Genomic DNA, 18,991 nt, shown 5'->3' with positions numbered 1-18,991 from the left:
TTACTCCGCTGGGGCTCCAGAATAACAGAACAGGAGAGACACATGACAGCAACAGCTCAAAATGAAAACATGATGCACGAGAAAAAAGGAACCGGCAAACCATGCATCAAATGCAAGTGGCAGATTGCCGACCCTACCAATCCGCTCCGCGGGCAATGCACGGTAAACCGCACCCAGATGGGTGGGGTGTGGAAGAGATGGGTCAGCGACGTCTACAACGTGACCTGCTCCCGGCACGAGGAGGGTAAACTCAGCTTCAGAGAGCACGTGTGAGACACGATCCGCCTGCAGTCAGATTTTAAATTTCCATGAGGGGGCGGAGAGGGGGCTGCGCATTGTACAGCGGGCTTGCCTTTCTGCCCCCAGTGATAGGGGAATACCAATGTCAGCCAGCAAACACGAAAACCTATCGGTGCCCCAGCTTGATCCCTATTTTTACGTGAGCAGGGATCTGGCCGACATCTTCGAGAAGATTCACCTCCTCTCCCGGAAAAAACCGGTCAACGTCCTCATTTCAGGACGGCAAGGATGCGGGAAGTCATCCCTGGTCCGGCAATATGCCGCCATCTACCAACGGCCCCTGTCCACATTCCAGGTCGGCATCCTTTCGGAGCCGAGCCAGTTGTTCGGCGAGTACGCCCTGGAGGCAGGAGAAACCAAGTACAAGCAGTTTCTCTTCCCCGAAGCGATCCAGACCCCCAACAGCGTCATTCACCTGGAGGAGATCAACAGGCCGGAGCATCCCAAGGCACTCAACATGCTCTTTTCTCTCCTCTCTGACAGCCGCGATGTCTGGTTGGAAGAGTTGGGGCATCTGAAAGTGGCAGACGGGGTGGTCTTCTTTGCCACTCTCAACGAGGGTGAAGACTTCGTCGGCACCGAGCTCCTGGATGCCGCACTTCGGGACCGATTCTACTTTCTGCTCATGGATTATCTCCCCAACGAGGTGGAAAAAGAGGTGTTGATCAAGAAAACCGGCATTACCGCCCCCCAGGCCGACGACATCATGGCCGCCCTCAATTTCATGCGGGGAAACCCGGAGATGAGGGTCGATGTATCCACAAGAACGGCCCTGATGATCGGCGATATGATGGCTGTGGGGGCAAGCTTCAGGCAGGCCTTGGCGGTTAGTCTACAGACGAGCCAGGAAGCCCTGGAGTCGGCCCTGATCGGTCTGCACGTGAGAAGGGGCCATACCGAGACGGTCAGTAACGAATATATCCTCTTCGATCACAGCTGGCAGCGAAACAAAGAGAGGTGATCATGATCCCGGAACCTGCCCACGGAGAAAACAAGGCCCGGTCGCGCTTCATGATTGCCGCGGAGGCGGGTCATTCCGAATACTGGCGCAGAGATAAATCGCCGGTTGAGATCGTTGAGCTGGCAAAACTTCTGCGTGGCATCAGAAAAATGGTCGTGATGATCGGCAGAAACATCGGCACCGTCGTCTGGGAAGGGATGGCCGGTCAGACCGACAGTATTGCGCTGGATCCGTCGCCGATAATGGGGCGCTATCCGATCCCCGCCACGCAGGCCGACGTTGCCATCGGGCTTGCCGTCAGGGGAGCCTTCCTCAAGAGGGAATGGACTGACCATGTGCATAAGCTGGCCAACTCAAAATTCGTCCTCGCCCCCATTTATGCCTACAAGTTCGCCCATTTCCTGCAAATCGCCGAGAAGGTATACGCGGATCTCATAGCCAACAGGAATGTATTCGGCCTCTACACGCAAAAGGCCCGTGAATGGGAGACCGCGAAGGCGGCCAGGCATTTCATCAATCCCCCCTCCTTCACCGAACTGCTGCACATATGGTGGAGAGTAGCCACCGCTCCAGGGGAAGCATTCAGGCATCCATACGAAGACCGCTCGGTAGTGGGGATGGTGGGCAAAACCACCGCCGGTCAATTCTATGCAAAGCCCATGGAGCTCCTCAACGGCATCGTCGAGGAGCTGATGACCACCTGCCCCGCACTTCCCAGCGTGACGGAACGCTGCGAGTACCGTTTGAATCTCTATGCCTCCATTTTCAACCAATTGCTGGAGATGATCAAATTCTGGCCCACCGACCGGAAAGATCCCTTTCTGCTCTCGGCCGATTTCAATGAAGATATGGAAAAAGAGGATGAGGAGAAAGACGGAGTCAAGGCAACGCTGCTCAGCTATGCGGAAGAGATCGAAAGCAAGCTGGAAAGAAAGCATGTGGACTTTACGGAACAGGTGAAATCGGTCGTGGCTAATTTCGGCGACGTGGTTCGTGTGGAGGGGAACGATATCGTCATGCCGGCAAACAAAAACATCGACAATGCCCTCTTTTACAAGCTGAAAACGGTTCTCCAGCTGGTTGCTCAGAGAAACATCGCCTACAACAGAGGCCTTCCCTCAGGCAAGATCGATCGTACCCGCTTATACAGGGCGCCCACATCCGGAGCCATATTCAACTTCAAGAAGACCAATTACCAGCTGCATAACGACATCGTTCTCCTGGTGGACTGCACCGGTTCCATGGCCGAACCCAACAAATGGACAAAAACTGAGGTCATTTACCAGACGCTTTTTATGGCCCTCCATGCCTACAACCGTAACGCCAGAATATTCGCCTACAACGAAAGAAACGATACCTGCCGCATCACCGAGATCTACAAGAACGGGCAGTTCTATTCGGTGATGCCCCACGGAAGAACCGCATCGGGTGAAGCAATAATAGCCACAGCTCTGAATCTCAAGCAAAGCAGCCGCAAGCCCTTCATCATTCATCTGACCGATGGCGCCGCAAATTGGGGCTGCGGGGTGTCCGACGCAATCCGCTACTGCAAGGCCAGGAACGTACGCCTGCTGACCATTGGCCTCGAATGCGACCCCATGAACAAAACCGCCCTGGCAGAAGAACATGGTGAGATGATCCAGTTCGTCAACGATGTGGATCAGCTTCCGACAGTGTTCAAACAGCTTCTTTCCTCAACAAAATACCATTAGCCATTAAGCAGCAGACAGCAAAAGGAGCCCTAATGAAAAAGACTTTGTCTAGTGCTTTTGTTCGCACTCTTTTTATCGCCACCGCATTTTTCACCTTAACAGCCGCCCAGAGCTGGGCCGGCGGCGCACAGCACTATCCCAACGGTGTCGAAGACTTTGCCGTGGGGGCACTCCCCCCTCCCGGGACCTATCTGGTGAACTACATGATCCTGGCCCAGAAGAATTCCCTGCGGGACAACTCCGGCAATGGCCTTCCAGCGGACTTCAACGCCAGCGTCTTTGCCGAGGTGCCGAGACTGGTTTACGTCAGCCCGCTGAAAGTATTGGGAGCCAACTGGGCTGCCCAGATATTCGTCCCCTTTTACAGCGCCGATGTAACCGCCTCCTCCACGGCCATTCCTCCTCTTAATTTCGATGTCAACGACAAGGGGGTCGGCGACATCATCTTCAGCCCGCTGGTCTTTGGCTGGCACTTCAGTCCGGAGCTTCATGCCGTCCTTGCCCTGGATACCTGGGCACCCACCGGCAACTACGATGCAAAGAACCCTGCCACGCAGATCCTCTCAAAAAACCATTGGACCTTTGAGCCGGTTCTGGCCGTGTCCTACCTGAAAGAGGGTTTCGATGTTTCCGCCAAATTCATGTACGATTTCAACACGAAGAACAGCGATACCGATACCAGACCCGGACAGGAATTCCATTTTGACTGGGCTCTTGGCTATGGCCTTAAGAACGGACTGAGCGGCGGAGTCGTGGGCTATAACTACTGGCAGACCACCGATGATGAGGTGGGCGGCGCCACGGTGAAAGATTCCCTGAGTCGGCTGGGGGGCATCGGCCTGGGCATCAAATACTGGCCGAAACAGGGCCCCTTCACCATGACCTTCAAACAGTACTGGGAGTACGGCGCCAGGAACATAGCCACCGGGCCACAAACCCAGTTCAAGTTCTCCTATGCCTTCTAATGCTGCCTGGGACATGACAACCGATGTCATCGTCATAGGTTATGGCGGCGCCGGAGCAACGGCTGCCATTGCCGCCCACGATGCCGGCGCCGCCACACTGGTTCTCGAAAGCACAGAACGGGGGGGAGGGAATACCCTGGTCTCCTTTGGCGGGTTCGTCAGCCATGACGACCCGAAGAAAGCGCTGGAATATTTTACGGCGCTTTTCGATTATTCCCATTCGGAGCGGGATGACCGACTGCTGGATGTTTTCGTCGAGGAAACGGCAAAGACCAGGGATTGGCTGAAAACTCTGCACCCGGAGGTTCAGTTCCAGGCCTATGGCGGCGCCGGCTATCCCCAGCTTCCCGGCGCCGAGGCCGTTAAAAGATACGTGGTTAAGGGCACAAACAAAGGGACAACGGCCTTTGCCCAAAACCTGTGGCAACTCCTCTCCCATGCCGTCGAACACCGGAGGAAGATCCCGGTCCTGACCCGGACTCCGGCGAAATGCCTGGTAACCGGCAGTAACGGTGAGGTCATCGGTGTCATTGCCCAGTCCGGAACCGGCGAGATCGCCATTGAAGCCAGACGTGGCGTCATCCTTGCGAGCGGGGGATATGAGTTCGATCCGCTCATCCTCAAAAACAGCATCAAGGGAAGTCCCGTCTATTCCCTCGGGCATCCCGGCAACCGGGGAGACGGGGTGCGCATGGCGCAAAAGGTCGGCGCAGCCCTGTGGCACATGAATGGCGTCTCCTGCGCCTTCGGTCTTAAGGTTCCCGAGTTTGATCCGGCGCTATTGATGTCCATCGGCAACACCGGCCAGATCTTCGTCGACAGGCGGGGTAAACGGTTCATCAACGAAAGCACCGTCGAACGACACGCCGCATTACTGGCGGTGGATTACTTCGACAGCCACCTCCTCGCCTATCCACGGATCCCTTTTTACCTTGTCTTCGACGAAAAAACACGCCGGCGGGAGCCTTTGTCCCGCTCGGCTGGTCTCGGTCATGCCGGCACTCGCTACGCCTGGAGCAAAGACAATCGCAAAGAGATCGACAAGGGCTGGATTTTGCGAGCCGAAACCGTGGTTGAGCTGGCCGACAAACTGGGTATTCCCAGCCTGAATCTGAGTGACACCATCGAGCAGTGGAATTCATCGGTCATAGCCGGGAAGGATGGGCTCTTCGGTCGCCAGATGCCTACAGAGACCGGTCTGGCCATGATAGATACCGGACCATATTATGCCGTGGAAATTCATCCCTCCCTGATCAACACCCAGGGGGGGCCACGGCGCAATGAACGGGCAGAGATCGTCGATCCTTTCGGTCAACCGATACCTGGATTGTATGGAGCCGGTGAACTGGGCTCCCTCTGGGGATTGATCTATCAGGGTGGAGGCAATATTGCGGAATGTCTGGCCTTTGGCAGGATTGCCGGGGTGAATGCGGCAGGCAGGTGAATTACCGCAGATTGCTAATTTGTCGGCAATCTGCGGCATATCACCTGCCTTTGATCTCCATTTGGGTTCGGGTCGTCATGATCAGCGCAAGCGGGCGAGTACCGCTGCCGCGACGTTGCTTATCAGCACGTGCCCCAGCGTTGGGTTGTTTTCCGACATTGCCCGCAGCCGCGCACCGTTGATATCCACGACCCTGACCGGCTTGGTTGCCCGTGCAGAAGCGGTGTACTGGTATGGTTTTATCAACGACGAAACGCCGAAGATTGCCCCGGGGGCGATGGAACAGACCGTGGAATTAGCAGCGGCTCCTGCTCCTCCATTGCTGTAGAACAGATCAACTGCCCCTTCCAAGAGGAGCATCAGGTTATCGGCAGGGGTGCTTTCCCTGAATAAGACGCTGTCCGCGGAAAAGGATTTCTCTTCCCCAATCGCTGCGATGTCGTTGATTTGTTCGTCCGTCAGTGAGGTGAAGAAACGATAAGGCCGTAAAAGTCCTGGTGAAATCATGGCTGTTCCTCCTTTGAAACAGTTCATTCTGCTTCCCTTACTGTCGCGCGGGTTGCCCCGCCATCGGCGGAGCATCTCTCACTCAGGCTCCACCTTCAGGTAGGCCTGACCGTCTTCCGAACATCCCAGACGAACCCTGAAGCCACCGGAGAAGGTTATTTCCGTGGGGAAAAGTTCGTCGTTGCAAGTGTAATCAAACCTGTCACTCTTAAATTTTTCTGTGTTCATGTCTGACCAGTCCTTTCCTCGCCTGAGGCGATTGTGAAACCCTGTTGCCAACAGTTCAGGATGCGACTCGGCCGAAGGTGCTACAAGAGGCTTTTCACCGGGTTACCCGGACAAACTAGCCTGCGAAAAGACTTCTGCCGCCACACACATAGAAGACCTGGCCGGTAATGAAGGAGGCATCGTCATCCAGGAAAAAAAGGATGGCATTGGCGATGTCGTCATCCGCGCCGATCTTCCCCATGGGTTGTTTGGCGAGAAAACCGGCCCGGTTTTTTTCCGGCAGCTCGTCCCACATGGGGGTATGGATGAGCCCTGGGGCGATGCAGTTCACCGTAACCCCTTTTCTACCGAGTTCCAGTGCCAGGGTCCTGGTAAGCCCAACCAGACCGGCCTTGGCAGACGCGTAAGGGGCCTGCCCGGCACCTCCCAGCCATGCTCTGGAAGCGATATTGACGATCCGTCCCCCCCCTTTTTCGATCATGTAGCCATGCACCGCCTGGCTGCAGAGGAAGGCACCCTTGAGGTTGACGTTCACCGTCAGATCCCAGTCCTTCTCGCTTAAGTTTCGCAGCGCACCGGCCTTCTCCATGCCAGCGTTGTTCACCAGGATGTCCAGCGAGCCAAATTGCTCCACCGCATCCTTCACCATCTCGTTAACGGCAGAGGCATTGCAGATGTCGGCAACCTTTCCCATCACCTGGAACCCCTGCGCCTTGAACTCCTGAACCGTCTGTTCAACCTTTTCGGGTACAATATCGTTGATAACGATCTTCACCCCTTTTTCCGCAAGCCGCTGGGCTGTCTTCTTCCCCATGCCGCTTGCCGATCCGGTTATCAATGCCACTTTGTCTTGTAAACCTGCCATGATGTTCCTCCCCTATCTCTACCGCCTAAGCGGACATTGACGAATAGATGCTCTTCCCGCCGCAGACAATGAGGTTCTGTCCGGTAACATAGCTGCTCAGGCCGGAAGCGAAGTATGCCGCGGCATAGGCAATGTCCTCCGGTTTTCCCAGACGTTGCACCGGCAACCGGCTCGCGCTTTGTTCCTCTGCCTCTGCAGAGAGCGGATTATCTGCTGTTTTCAGATCACCCTTCAGGATCTGGTTGACGGTAATGCCGTCCTTGGCCAGTTCCAAGGCGAAGGAGCGGGTCAGCCCGAAGATGGCCGATTTGGATGTGCTGTAGGGGGACTGGTTGGCAAAGCCCAGGTAATCAAGGCTGCCCACGTTGATGATACGGCCGTAGTTTCTCTTTTTCATGACCGGAATTATGTTGAGACAAAATGAAACCAGTGGCACCACATTGTCCTTCAGTGATCGCTCCCAGTTCTCAATGGTGCATGCGGCCACCGATGAGGCATCTCTGCGGTCGATATTGTTGACCAGTATATCGATGGCCTCGTATCTATTGGCCAGACTGGCCACTGCCGTCTTGACGGCCTGTGCATCGGTGGGGTCAAGGGCAATGATTTCACCCCTGCCTCCCACATCCTCCACCATGCGCAAAGTCTCTGCCAATGGTTGGCGGTCGATGTCGATCAGCACCGTGCGCGCCCCATTACGGGCAAACCGGGTGCTGATCGCCCGCCCCACGTCGTCAGTTGCTCCAACTATAACTGCTATCCTATCCTTCATGGTCTGCCTCCTTGATATACCTGAAGATGTCCTTACGGTCTCACCAGCCCTTGACCAGCATGTGCATTGTGCAGGCCGCATGCTCGGTGCCGGAAAGCCCTCCGCCGGTGACGTGGGACATGGCGACCTTGGGGGTCGGACCGACCTGGTGTCCCCCGCACTCCCCGCGCAGCTGTTTCACGTTCTGGGCAACCTGAGCGGCACCGGAGGCGCCGATGGGATGCCCGTAGGAGAGCATTCCGCCGCGGGGGCTGACTACGCACTTGCCGCCGTAGGTGGACTGGCCGTCCCTCAGGAACTTGAGTCCTTCCCCCTTCTTGCAGAGCCCCATGCACTCGTAGTAGAGCAGTTCCGAGATGGTGAAGGCATCGTGCAACTCCAGGATATTCACCTCATCAGGACCGATTCCGGACTCTTCATAGAGTTTCTCGGAAGTGGTCTCGGTGATGTCATCGCCGGTAATGTCCCGCGGCCGGTTATGGTACGGCCCCGACTCCACCACCACCCCGGCAACCCGCACCGGCTTGGCGATGCCCAGTTTTTTCATCATCTCCTTGGAACCGACCACCACCGCGGCAGCGCCGTCGGCAATACCGCAACATTGCTGCAGGGTCATGGGATAGGCAACCATGCGGGAATTGACCACCTCTTCAATGGTGATCGGCCCCTTGAACCAGGCATGGGGGTTGTGGGTGGCATGCTTGCGGTTCTTCACCGTGATCATTGCCAGATCCTCGATGGTGGCGCCGGTCTCATGCATGTACCGGGTCGCCCGCATGGCGTATTTGCCGGTCATGACCGCCCCGTGCATGGTCTCGATGTCCGACCGGGCCGCACTGAAGGCTGCCCCGCTCTGCCTGTGCATGGTGTGGTTTTCGCAACCAACGCCGATGGAGAGGTCGGTAACCCCTGTGGCCACATCCTTGATGGCGCAGAAAACGGCCATGGCCCCGGCGGAGCAGGCGCTCTGCACGTTGATGATTGGCAGATTGGGACCGCACATCCCCAGTCCCCTGAAGACGGTCTGCCCGGTCACCATGTCGTTCATGCCATTTCCCACATAGGCGCTCTGGACCATGTCGGGCCGATCGATGTTGGACCCCCTCATGGCCTGGAGGGCGGCTTCCCTCCCCAGGACATCGAAATCGACAGTGTGCTTGCCGAATTTCGTTTCTCCCACCCCTGCGATATATACTTCACGCTGTAATTTCATATGAATAATCTCCTGTTTCTCTGGTTCTATAGGTTTTATTCTTTACGCTCAGCCAATTTTCTTGAACTTGTAGCTCACGATCGGCAGATTATCGTTGTTCATCCTGATGTGCCCCAGGGTCAGTTCCACCTCTTCGTCGCAACGATAGGTGTTGACCTCTCCCTCCAACTGGGCGAATACCCGAATATTTTCAGGCAGATCCACATAGGCGAAGATATATGGGGTTGACAGCCCCTGCTGACCAATATAGATGTCCGAAAAGCTGTAGACCTTTCCCCTGCGGGAGAGAGGGATTATCTCGAACTCCTGGCTCCAGCAGCTGGTGCACATTTCGGTCATGAAATCCAGCTGGCCGCACTTCTTGCAACGATACCCCTTCAGGTAGGGCAGGCTCCCATCCTTCGGCACTTCCAATATGCCAGGGTGAAAAAAGGTGATATCGGGTTCCTTTTCTTTGGTTTTCTTTTTCTGGGCTTCTTCCTGAGCCATGACGCTCCTCCTCAAGTTGTTTTTCCAACGTCTCTTATGGTGAAACGCTCTCCGTTTTCTGTTCCATCTGACTGCAGACCAGCTCCGCAATATCCTTCACCAGCTGTTCTTCCGTGAACTTCTTCAGGCCGTCGGTCAGCATCAGCATACAGAAGGGGCAGGCTGTGGCGATGGTCTTGGCACCCGTATCCAGCGCCTCCTTTGCCCTGGTCTGATTGATCCGGGTCCCCTCCTCCTCGGTCCAGTAATTCCCCCCACCGGCGCCGCAGCAGAAGCTTTCGCACCCGTTCCTCGGCATCTCCACCAGTTGCCCCACCGATGCAACGACCTGGCGCGGTTCCGACAAAAGCCGGTTGTGCCTACCCAGATAGCAGGGGTCGTGATAGCAGATGGCCTGTCCGCTGTTGGCGAGGGTGATCTTCCCTGCCTCTATCAGGTCGCGTATGACGACCGCATGGGGGATGACGTCGAACTTCGCCCCCAGAAGCGGGTAATGGCGGGTGAAGCTGTTGAAGCAGTGGGGGCACATGGTGATCACCCTGGTCACCCCCAGCTCGTTGAACTCCTCGATGTTCTGGCCGGCAATTTCGGTGAAGAGGAACTCGTTTCCCATCTGCTTTGCCGGATCTCCGGTGCAGCGGTTCTCTTCCAGGATGCCGAAGGAAACGCCGGCATTCTTGAGGATGGCGACCATGGCCCGGCCAATATGCTGGGCCCGCTCCTCGTAAGCAACCGAGCAACCGATCCAGAGGAGATACTCCGTCTTTCCCTTTTCAAAGATCGGGACATCCAGCCCTTTGCGCCAGTCGTTGGGGCCGAAGCCGGTGCCGATGAAGGGGTGGTGGCGCGCCTCCAGGCTCCTGTTGGCCTGCCCCATGATCTCGGGCATCTCGGAGCGCTCCATGAGCAGGTGCTGGCGCATCCTCAGAATGGCGTTGGGCTGGTTCACCGCCACCGGGCAGGCCTCCATGCAGGCGGCGCAGGTGGTACAGTTGAAGATGGCGTCGGTGGTGATGGTCTCCAGGAGCGACTCGTCCTCCATCCGCCCCTCGTGCAGGTACTCGGCAAGGGTGACCATGACCCCCTTGGGAGAGAGCTTTTTGCCGGTCTGGGCCGCCGGGCAGACCTCGTGACACCGGCCGCATTTCAGGCAGGTGGAGATGTCCAGCAGGTTCTTGCGGCTGAAATCGGCCAGTTTGCTCACCCCCAGGCTCGGCGTCTCCTCCCCTTCCCCTTCGAAGGCCTCGAAGTCCATGACCCCCATCTTGGGGCCGGGAACCGGGACGTCGAGTCCGGCATTGGCCGGGGCAAGCACCAGGTGGACCAGGGGGGAGTAGGGGATGTAGGCGATCAGGGCCAGGGCGATGAGGCCATGGGTCCACCAGAGGTAACGGTGAACTGCCGAAAGCGCTCCAGAGCCTGCCAGCTGGGCTGCCAGCCAGTTGCCCACGAACGAGCCGGGATCGGCGCCGTTCTGGGCGATCCGCGCCCCTTCGATGAAGAAGCCGGTGACGATGATGGCGATGATCCCCACCTCCATGAGGATGAAGCCGGTGTTGGCCTTGAAACAGGTGAGCCGCTCAGGGGGCAAGAGCCTCCGTACCAGGAGGAACAGCACCCCGGCCAGGGCTGCCAGCCCGGCTGCGTCAAGGAAAGCGCCCATGAACAGACGATTGAACTCCCCCCTGAACACGGGGATGCCGAACAGCACATTGGCAAACACCAGCACGGTCCCCACGGTCAACACGACCATCCCCCAGAACAGGAGGCCGTGGGCCACGCCGGTGAACAGCTTTTTGTAGATGCGGGTCCCGACGATGCCCCTGGTGAGGAAGGAGCGCAGGTAGAGCGGTCCCACCTTCAACGCCTCCAGGGTCAGCCCCAGCTTGACGTTCGCCTTGCCCTGCCGGATTCGCAGCCAGTGGCGATAGATGCCGTACCCGAAGACGGCCAGGGCCGGCAGGGAGAGGATATCGATCAGGAGGCCGAAGTTGATATTCCAGTAGGGGACCCGTTCCATGTCAGGCACTCTCCTTGAGGGCGTTGATCAGGGCCGGCACCGCCTTTTTGTAGTCGCCGACGATGCCGAACCTGGCCCGTTTGAAGATATTCGCCTCGTTATCCTTGTTGATGGCAACCACGCACTTGGCGTTGGAGATCCCTGCCAGGTGCTGGCTGGCGCCTGAGACACCGACGGCGAAATAGACGTTGGGCGCCACGATCTTGCCGGTCTGGCCGATCTGGGCGCCGGGGGGCATCCACCCCTCGTCCACCGCACCTCTCGACGCCCCGACCGCCCCGTTCAAGAGTCCGGCCATGTCGTTCAGGATGGCGAAGTTGTCGCCGCTGCCGATTCCCCTGCCGCCGGTGACGATCACCTCGGCATCCTCCAGGGGAACGCCTTGCCGCTCCTCGTCGATCTCTTCCAGAAGAACGATCCTCTGCGGCCCGGCCGGCAGATCGGCGGTCGGCGTCGTACCTTCCAGGACTGCCGCCTCGAAATATTTGCGCTTGATGGTCAGGACCAGCGGCCCTGACTCCACCTTGTAGCGGGCAACCGCCTTTGAGCCGTACAGTGACCGCTCGACGGTGAGATCCGGGGTAATGGCGGTGACCTCGGAAAGGATCGGCGCACCCAGGCTGACCGCCAGGGGTCCGGCCAGGCCGCTCCCGATGGCCGTCGCGCTGAGGAGGATCAGTTCGTATCCCTCGCTCTTGATGAGGTCGGCAAGCCCCGTTCCCAGGTTTGCCCCCAGGGTGTCGGGAACCCGATACCCCTTGCCGTAGCTCCCCGGAAACTCGCCTGCTCCCAGCACGACCACATCCGGGGTCGGGCTGAAAATCCTTGCTGCGGTTACCAGCTCCCCGAGGAGCTTGGCATTGGCGGTTTCGATGATCAGCGTTTTCATAGGTATCGCTCCTCCTTGAGCCTTCTCAGAAGCTGACGGACAGCCTCGTCCATGTCCTCGGCCGGTATCTGTTCACAGTTGGACTCCACCTTGGGGATGGTCACCGACAGTTCGGCGATGCTCATCTTCCTCGCCCCGATCTCGGCCAGCTTTTCCACCGGCTTCTTCTTGGCCGCGAAGATCGCCTTCACCGCCGGGATCCGGGGAACGTTCTCCGGAACGCTGGTGATGGAGAGCACCCCCTTGCCGGAGAGCTTCAAGAGCCGCTTGCCGTTTTCGGTTATCTGGGCGATTTTCCACCCCCCATCCGTGCTTTCAACGCTGCAGGCCTGGGGGACAAAGGGGAGGTCGAGCATACCGGCCAACACCCCCGGAACCACTCCCCGGTCCATGTCCGAGGACTGGCGGCCCGCCAGGACCAGGTCCACGTTCCCCTGCCGGTCGATGGCCTCCTTCAGGTTGGCGGCGATCACGTACGGGTCGTCCGAACTCCCCTCCACCAGGACCACCTTGTCCGCACCCATGGCCAGCGCCTTCCTGAGGAACTGCACGTCATCACTGAGTCCATAGGAGACGATGGTCAGGTCAGCCCCGAGTTTCTCCTTCAGCTGTACCCCCAATTCGACGGCGTTTTCATCGTACAGGCCGATCATCCGCGTGTACCGGGGATGGGCCCTGTTCTCCACCAGTTCGAAGTCCGCCGACGGGACTTCGTAATCGGGGACTACTTTTGCCAAGACGACTATGTGCATAATTTGGCTCCTTGGCAGGTTGCTGAAAAGCAGCCATCTCGCCGCCGTCCTCGAAAGCCCCTTTGTGCGGCGTAGCGCTGCTACGCCTCCGCGGAGCTTCCTGCGGGTGCGACGATCTGACTGCTTTTGAGCAACCTGAGTTTTTGTTTCGGAACTACCGCCCCCGATACTGGGGCGCCCGCTTCTCGGCAAAGGCGGTGAAACCCTCTTTCCGGTCTTCCGTGTCCCGCAGGATCCCCCACAACAGGTACGAGAAGTCGATGGCATGGGAGAGCGGCATATCCATCCCCATCACTGCCGCCTGCTTGGCGGCCATGACGCTCAAAGGCGCATTGCCGGCGATCTTCTCCGCATACTTCCTGGCCAGATCCAACAGCTGGTCCGGTTCGGCAACATCGCTGACCAGGCCGACCCGGTGCGCCTCGGCGGCGTCGATCATTTCTCCGGTCAAAAGCATCTTCATGGCAACCGCTTGGGGAATGGCCCTCGGCAGGCACTGGGTCCCGTTCAGGCCGGCAAGGCTTGCTACCTTGGTTTCGGTCAGGCCGAACTTGGCCGTAGTGCTGCAGATTCTCAGGTCGCACGCCAGGGCCATCTCAAGGCCGCCACCAATGGCGTACCCGTTGATGCAGGCGATGATCGGCTTCCACATCTTCATGTGCGGGATAATCGGCTGTCCTTCCCTGTAGTAGAGGGCGGCCATGCACTCGTCCGGCACCTTTGACTTTTTCATGTCCGTGCCGGTGCAGAACGCCTTCTCCCCGGCACCGGTCAGCACCGCGACCCTGATGTCCGGATTGGTCTTCACCTCGCCCCAGATCTCCGCCAGCCGCACCAACCCTTCGGGGTCCAGGGCATTCATGGCGTCAGGCCTGTTCAGGGTGATGTAGCCAACATTGTTCTCTGTACGAAAATCGACTCCCATTACTTTCTCCTTTATCGATCAGTGTCCTGTTAACGTTCGGGCTTATGATCAGTCTCTTGCACCCTTCCCCAGCCCCTCCCATCGAAGGGAGGGGAGGTATGATTCCCTCTCCCCCAGTGGGAGATGGCTAGGGAGAGGGGGAGTGCTCCGGCTACGGGCGCTTAAACGAACGCCGCTGTAGTTCGCGACTCGGCCTACATTTCGTCACTGGCAACGATGAACGGGTTGTACGGCTTCTTCTCCTTCAACAGCTGACGGGCGATCAGCCACCGATGGATCTCGGAAGGGCCTTCCAGGATGCGCCAGATCCGCACATGCCGGGCTACATATTCGATGCCCAGTTCGTGGGAAACCCCAACTCCGCCATGGATCTGGATCGCCCGGTCAGCCACACGGGTCAGCATCTCGGTGGCCGCCACCTTGACGCTCGCCCCTTCGATCCGCAGGTCCTTGTGCCCCTGATCCGATTTCCAGGCTGCGTAGTAGAGCATCCAGCGAACCTGTTCCAGTTCCATGGTAGAGTCGGCGATCCAGTTCTGGATGGTGCCCCGGTCGGCCAGCGGCTGACCAAAGGTGACGCGCGTGTTGGCCTGGTCGATCATCATCTGGATCAGCCGCTCCGCCATGCCGGTGCAACTGGAGGCCAGCTCGATCCGGCGCACGCCGAACCGGTTCTGCAGCGGGATGAACGCCTTGCCCACATCGCCGAGGATGGCGTCATCATCCACCTCCACATCCTCCAGGATCAGGTCCCAGGTCGGCATCGGCCCGATGACCGGAATCTCCTTGCCTATCCGTACCCCCGGATGCTCCCGGTCGATGAGAAAGGCCGTAAACCTGTCTTTGCTCGCTGCACTGGGATCGGTGACCGCAATGACTATGAAGAAGACGTTGTCATAGTCGCATTTGCTGATGAATGTCTTGGTGCCGTTGATGACCCACTTGTTACCCTTCTTCACCGCCTTGGTCTTGAGACCGCTCACGTCCGATCCGGCTCCCGGTTCGGTACACGCCATGGCTGAATCGACTTCGCCGTTGCAGTACGGTACGAAGTACTTTTCCCGCTGCCGGGGTCCGCAGCACTCGTGCAGGTAGTACAGGTTGGGGGCGTCCGGCGGCAGAGTAAAGCCATGGTTGGAGAAGCCCACCAGGCTCTTGGAGAGCTCCTCAACCACCAGGGTCTTGGCCAGCATCCCCAGCCCCTGGCCGCCAAATTCCTCATCCACCTCAAGACCCCAGAAGCCCAGGTCCTTCGTCTTCTGCAAAAGCCGTTTGTGATCCTCTTCGGGGATCAGGTGGCCGGGCTGGGTCCAGAGGGAGAGCTCCCGCTCCAGAAGCGTCTTTTCCAGCGGCATCAGTTCCCGCTTGACGAACTCCCGCATCGATTCTTTAAGCATCATGTATTCTTCGGGTATGCTGAAATCCATTCTTGTTCTCCTGGTGATTAGTATTGAAGCAGCTCCGGTGACCAGCAGCTACACGAGCACCTTTTCCTCGGTGAGCATGGCGATCTCTTCATCCGTGTAGTCGAGCATCCCTTTCAGCACTTCCTTGGTATGCTGGCCCAAGAGGGGGGCAGCGGTTTCCATCCGGAGCGGAGTCTTGGAAAGGCGGATCGGTGCCCGATTGTACAGGGTGCGCCCCATCACCGGATGGTCCAGGTACGACCAGAACTCCCGCTTCCGCAGGTGCTCATCTTCGATGGCGCCCCGTGCATCGTTGACCACGCCTGCCCTGACGCCGTTTCGCAGCAGCTCGCTCATGATCCGGTCCGCGTGCAGCCCTCTTGTCCACCCTTCGATCTGGTCGTTCAGTTCCGCCTCGTGCTCCTTGCGCCCTTGCAGCGAGCTGAACTTCTCGTCCTCAGCCCAGGCGGGGTTTCCCATCACCTTCTTCAGCGCCCGCCATTCGTCCTCGCTGAACACTGCAATGGCGATCCATTTCCGATAACCGAGAGTTGTGTACAGTCCGTGGGGCGCTGCATGGGGATCGCCGAATCCCGCCGGACCCAGCGTGTCCCCATTGGCCGCATAGGCCATTGCGCTCGTAGGTGCCATGCTGATGGCGGATTTCAGCTGGGAGACAGCCACTGTCTGCCCCTTGCCGGTTTGTTCCCGTTCAAGCAGGGCGGCCATAATGCCAAAGAGCGTGTGGCTGGGGGCCATGACGTGGTCGGTGTAGTTCGTGCCGGTCCCGAAAGGGCGCTCGCCGGGAAAACAGGCCCGGGCGGTGAGTCCGCACAAGGCATTCAGATTGACCCCGAACCCCATGTAGCTCTTCTGCGGCCCGGTTTCCCCCTGCAGGCTCATGGTAACGTAGATGATCCGCGGGTTGATCTTCTGCACGTCCTCCCAGCCAAGACCCCACTTCTCCATCTGCCCCACGCGGAAGTTGTTGATGACGATGTCGCTCTTTTTGATCAGGCGAACCGCCACGGCCCTGGCCTTTGGCTGGCTCATATCCAGCGCGATCCCCTTCTTGTTGGGATTGCGGTTGGCGAAGTAGCCGCTCCGCTCCAGCCCCTCGTTGATCCCATCCTTGAAGGGGCCACCTGTTCTCAGGAGGTCCGGCCGGTTCCTGCTTTCTATCTTGATCACCTCGGCCCCGCACTGGCCGAGGACGTTCGTGGCGATCGGACCGGCCCCTACCCAGGAAAAGTCGCAGACCACAATCCCTTCGAGGGCCTTTCTAAGGTTTGGCAACATGGACGACCCCCTCCCTGTGAAACGCTTCGATTTCAGTGCGGCTATAGCCGCATTCGCCAAGCACCTCGGCGGTGTGCTGGCCAAAGGTGGGAGCAAAATCCCCCAAGCGCCACTTAAGATTCCCAAACTCGTAGGGGGGACCGGGACAGACCACCTCGCCACCGACCGGCTCGTGATACAGCCGCTTCCAGAAGTCGTGATAGTTCAGCTGGGGATTTTCCAAAAGGTCCTTGCCGTTACTGACCGGGCTGACGGCGACTCGATGGGCCTGGCCGGCGTCATAGAGATACTGCTTGGTGTGCTTCATGGTGAAGCCTTCAAAAATGCGGCAGAACAGTTCGTATCCTTCCTTGGATTCACGGTAGGCAGCATTGATCCAGTTATCGCTGTTAAAGAGCTCCCATCCGTCCACATCTTCATCCTTCATCCATTCAACGAACGGCTCCCACATGACCTTGTTCCTGCCCATGATGGCAACGATGGCCACAAAGCCATCCTTGCAGGGATGAATGGTAGCCGATCCTGCCTCCCGTCCTCTCCCCCTTCGCAGGGTACCTTCCAGATCCCAGCATTGAGCGGCGGTCTCCAAAGCCATGCCCACCGCCTCCATGCAGGAGACATCGACGAACTGGCCTATGCCGGTACGTTTGGCAAACAGTGCAGCAATTGAACTACCGACAGCAGCATAGACCTCAGCCATCCTATAGGCCTGATTGTCACAGGCCCGGACCGGCTTGTCGTTATCGACACCTGCAAGATACAAAAATCCTCCAAGTGCCGCGCAGGTCAGATCGGACCCCGGATACGCGCTGTACGGTCCGAAGTAACCAAACGGTGTAATGGAGGTTTGTACCAATTTGGGATTTACCGCACTCAGCTCATCATAGGACAGGCCCAGGGCATCAAGATATCCGGGGGCAAAGCTCTCGAACAGAATGTCGACCCCTTTGCACATTTCCACAAATATTTTTCTACCCGTCTCGTTGCTGATGTCCAACACCATTCCTCTCTTGCCAGCATTGTAATAGATGAACTGGAGGCTGTTTTCTTTTCCTGGCCGGTTTTCGTAGAACGGTCCCGTGGACCGCAAAGGATCTCCAGTTACAGGTTCTATGTGAATGACATCAGCGCCCAGACCTGCATACAGTTTTGCAGCATAGGGACCTAGCTCGCCGGTGAAATCCAGGATTCTTAATTCGGATAATGAGCTTGTTTCACACACTCTCTCTTCTCCTTCAGCCACTGTCGGCTTTGCCGGCAGCTCTTTGTCCGAAAATAAACACAACCCGGTGTCCAAATTTTCAATTTCAAAATATAAATCATAGTTCTATGAAGTTTTTTCCGCGAACAACCCTGTAATTGCCAGCTAATAGGTCCGTATACTTGTGAATTACCACAACATAAGCACTTAATATGCCAAACGCTGTTTTTATTTTTTCACACAACTAAACCTGCCGTATTAAGGCTGAATGGAATCCTCTTATATAACAACCCATTATGCTAGAGACTTAAGCTATTAGATGAGATTTGAACGTTATTTTATTTTAGGAATCAATTTAGGAGGGCCACAGGGAGAAAGAACTGCCATGGGGGGGGAGAAATTGCAAAAACAGTGAAATTCAAGCTAGTTGTAAGCACACACGCCCAGGAAAAAAAGAAGGTGGGGAAGGATTGGAAGAGCGAAAAAGATCACCATTTGAAGTTTTATTATTTTTAAAACAGACCCCCGGTACCCATCATCTTTTATCAAATGATGAAATTCTCCGTTGTGCCGTATTGTGCTGATGCCTGTTCTGCCAACTGGCATTTCAACTTGGCATTCTCAACAGCAAGCGACTGTTCAGCCACTCTCCGCTGCTGCTGTGCCTGATTCTGCTGCGCCAGGTGTAGAGCATGTGTAAATTGCGTTCATGGAAGCCTCCTGTGGTGATTTGATCCGGACGGCTTTGCCGGTCCGGCAGCTTGCTTGCACAAGCTTCAATACCACCGGAGGCTTCCTCTTCGCTACTTATTCATTCAAACACCATACTTAATTCGAATGACACCAGTAGATAAGTATGGTGTCCCCTGAACTCCCGTGTCCCCTGAACTCCCGTTGGTGTCCCCTGAACTCCCGTATTGAGCGTGCATAGTGGAGGAACCTTCGAGGGTCCGATCTACGCATTTGGCAAAACCAGACAAATCAACGGCGAAAAAGGCAAATTTCCAACCAGAAAGTTAGACCCGCCAAAAACAAAGACGACG

18 protein-coding genes are annotated in these 18,991 nt (G+C 57.3%); 5 read left to right on the top strand and 13 right to left on the bottom strand.

Annotated features, from left to right (window positions below; translation table 11 throughout):
* Positions 1-42: 42 nt before the first annotated feature.
* From GEOB_RS12105 to GEOB_RS12085, 5 genes are all read left to right on the top strand, one after another.
* Positions 43-273, top strand: a complete 231-nt coding sequence (locus GEOB_RS12105; protein ID WP_012647519.1) for a benzylsuccinate synthase subunit beta — start codon at positions 43-45, stop codon at positions 271-273.
* A gap of 109 nt (positions 274-382) precedes the next feature.
* On the top strand, positions 383-1,261 hold the full coding sequence (locus tag GEOB_RS12100) for an AAA family ATPase (RefSeq protein WP_012647518.1): 879 nt from the start codon (positions 383-385) through the stop codon (positions 1,259-1,261).
* Between the two features lie 2 nt (positions 1,262-1,263).
* Positions 1,264-2,973, top strand: coding sequence for a vWA domain-containing protein (locus GEOB_RS12095; RefSeq protein ID WP_012647517.1), 1,710 nt, complete (start codon positions 1,264-1,266; stop codon positions 2,971-2,973).
* A gap of 32 nt (positions 2,974-3,005) precedes the next feature.
* Positions 3,006-3,938 carry a SphA family protein gene (locus GEOB_RS12090; RefSeq protein ID WP_012647516.1) on the top strand — a complete coding sequence of 311 codons (933 nt, stop codon included), beginning with the start codon at positions 3,006-3,008 and terminating at the stop codon, positions 3,936-3,938.
* Positions 3,928-5,382: an FAD-dependent oxidoreductase gene (locus GEOB_RS12085; RefSeq protein ID WP_012647515.1), complete on the top strand. Its 1,455-nt coding sequence runs from the start codon at positions 3,928-3,930 to the stop codon at positions 5,380-5,382. The genes GEOB_RS12090 and GEOB_RS12085 overlap by 11 nt, the downstream gene beginning before the upstream one ends.
* A gap of 81 nt (positions 5,383-5,463) precedes the next feature.
* On the opposite strand, the gene GEOB_RS12080 is transcribed toward GEOB_RS12085, so the two are convergent.
* From GEOB_RS12080 to GEOB_RS12025, 13 genes are all read right to left on the bottom strand, one after another.
* The gene (locus GEOB_RS12080; RefSeq protein ID WP_230198935.1) at positions 5,464-5,916 is read right to left on the bottom strand and encodes a cyclic nucleotide-binding domain-containing protein; all 453 of its coding nucleotides are present in this window, start codon (positions 5,914-5,916) and stop codon (positions 5,464-5,466) included.
* 51 nt (positions 5,917-5,967) lie between these two features.
* Complete coding sequence (locus tag GEOB_RS20325; protein ID WP_012647513.1) at positions 5,968-6,117, bottom strand: hypothetical protein; 150 nt, start codon at positions 6,115-6,117, stop codon at positions 5,968-5,970.
* A gap of 115 nt (positions 6,118-6,232) precedes the next feature.
* On the bottom strand, positions 6,233-6,982 hold the full coding sequence (locus GEOB_RS12075) for an SDR family NAD(P)-dependent oxidoreductase (protein WP_012647512.1): 750 nt from the start codon (positions 6,980-6,982) through the stop codon (positions 6,233-6,235).
* Positions 6,983-7,007: 25 nt separating this feature from the next.
* A complete protein-coding gene (locus GEOB_RS12070; protein ID WP_012647511.1) occupies positions 7,008-7,754 on the bottom strand; it encodes an SDR family NAD(P)-dependent oxidoreductase in 747 nt (248 codons plus the stop codon).
* 40 nt (positions 7,755-7,794) lie between these two features.
* Complete coding sequence (locus GEOB_RS12065) at positions 7,795-8,967, bottom strand: thiolase family protein (RefSeq protein WP_012647510.1); 1,173 nt, start codon at positions 8,965-8,967, stop codon at positions 7,795-7,797.
* Positions 8,968-9,015: 48 nt separating this feature from the next.
* Positions 9,016-9,456, bottom strand: a complete 441-nt coding sequence (locus GEOB_RS12060) for a Zn-ribbon domain-containing OB-fold protein (protein WP_012647509.1) — start codon at positions 9,454-9,456, stop codon at positions 9,016-9,018.
* 34 nt (positions 9,457-9,490) lie between these two features.
* The gene (locus GEOB_RS12055; protein WP_012647508.1) at positions 9,491-11,476 is read right to left on the bottom strand and encodes a (Fe-S)-binding protein; all 1,986 of its coding nucleotides are present in this window, start codon (positions 11,474-11,476) and stop codon (positions 9,491-9,493) included.
* Between the two features lies 1 nt (position 11,477).
* Entirely contained in the window at positions 11,478-12,365 is an 888-nt protein-coding gene (locus GEOB_RS12050; RefSeq protein ID WP_012647507.1) for an electron transfer flavoprotein subunit alpha/FixB family protein, read from the bottom strand.
* The gene (locus GEOB_RS12045; RefSeq protein WP_012647506.1) at positions 12,362-13,117 is read right to left on the bottom strand and encodes an electron transfer flavoprotein subunit beta/FixA family protein; all 756 of its coding nucleotides are present in this window, start codon (positions 13,115-13,117) and stop codon (positions 12,362-12,364) included. The genes GEOB_RS12050 and GEOB_RS12045 overlap by 4 nt, the downstream gene beginning before the upstream one ends.
* A 154-nt stretch (positions 13,118-13,271) precedes the next feature.
* Positions 13,272-14,042, bottom strand: coding sequence for an enoyl-CoA hydratase/isomerase family protein (locus tag GEOB_RS12040; protein WP_012647505.1), 771 nt, complete (start codon positions 14,040-14,042; stop codon positions 13,272-13,274).
* A gap of 194 nt (positions 14,043-14,236) precedes the next feature.
* Positions 14,237-15,469, bottom strand: a complete 1,233-nt coding sequence (locus GEOB_RS12035) for an acyl-CoA dehydrogenase family protein (protein ID WP_012647504.1) — start codon at positions 15,467-15,469, stop codon at positions 14,237-14,239.
* Between the two features lie 48 nt (positions 15,470-15,517).
* Positions 15,518-16,747 (bottom strand): CaiB/BaiF CoA transferase family protein, encoded by a 1,230-nt coding sequence (locus GEOB_RS12030; protein ID WP_012647503.1) that lies wholly within the window; start codon positions 16,745-16,747, stop codon positions 15,518-15,520.
* Positions 16,731-17,969 carry a CaiB/BaiF CoA transferase family protein gene (locus tag GEOB_RS12025; RefSeq protein ID WP_012647502.1) on the bottom strand — a complete coding sequence of 413 codons (1,239 nt, stop codon included), beginning with the start codon at positions 17,967-17,969 and terminating at the stop codon, positions 16,731-16,733. The genes GEOB_RS12030 and GEOB_RS12025 overlap by 17 nt, the downstream gene beginning before the upstream one ends.
* Positions 17,970-18,991: the final 1,022 nt, after the last annotated feature.

This window comes from Geotalea daltonii FRC-32 (assembly GCF_000022265.1).
GTDB classification, from domain to species: Bacteria; Desulfobacterota; Desulfuromonadia; order Geobacterales; family Geobacteraceae; genus Geotalea; species Geotalea daltonii.
The sequence above is the reverse complement of the archived record's forward strand: the minus strand, read 5'-3'. Positions and strand labels throughout refer to the sequence as shown.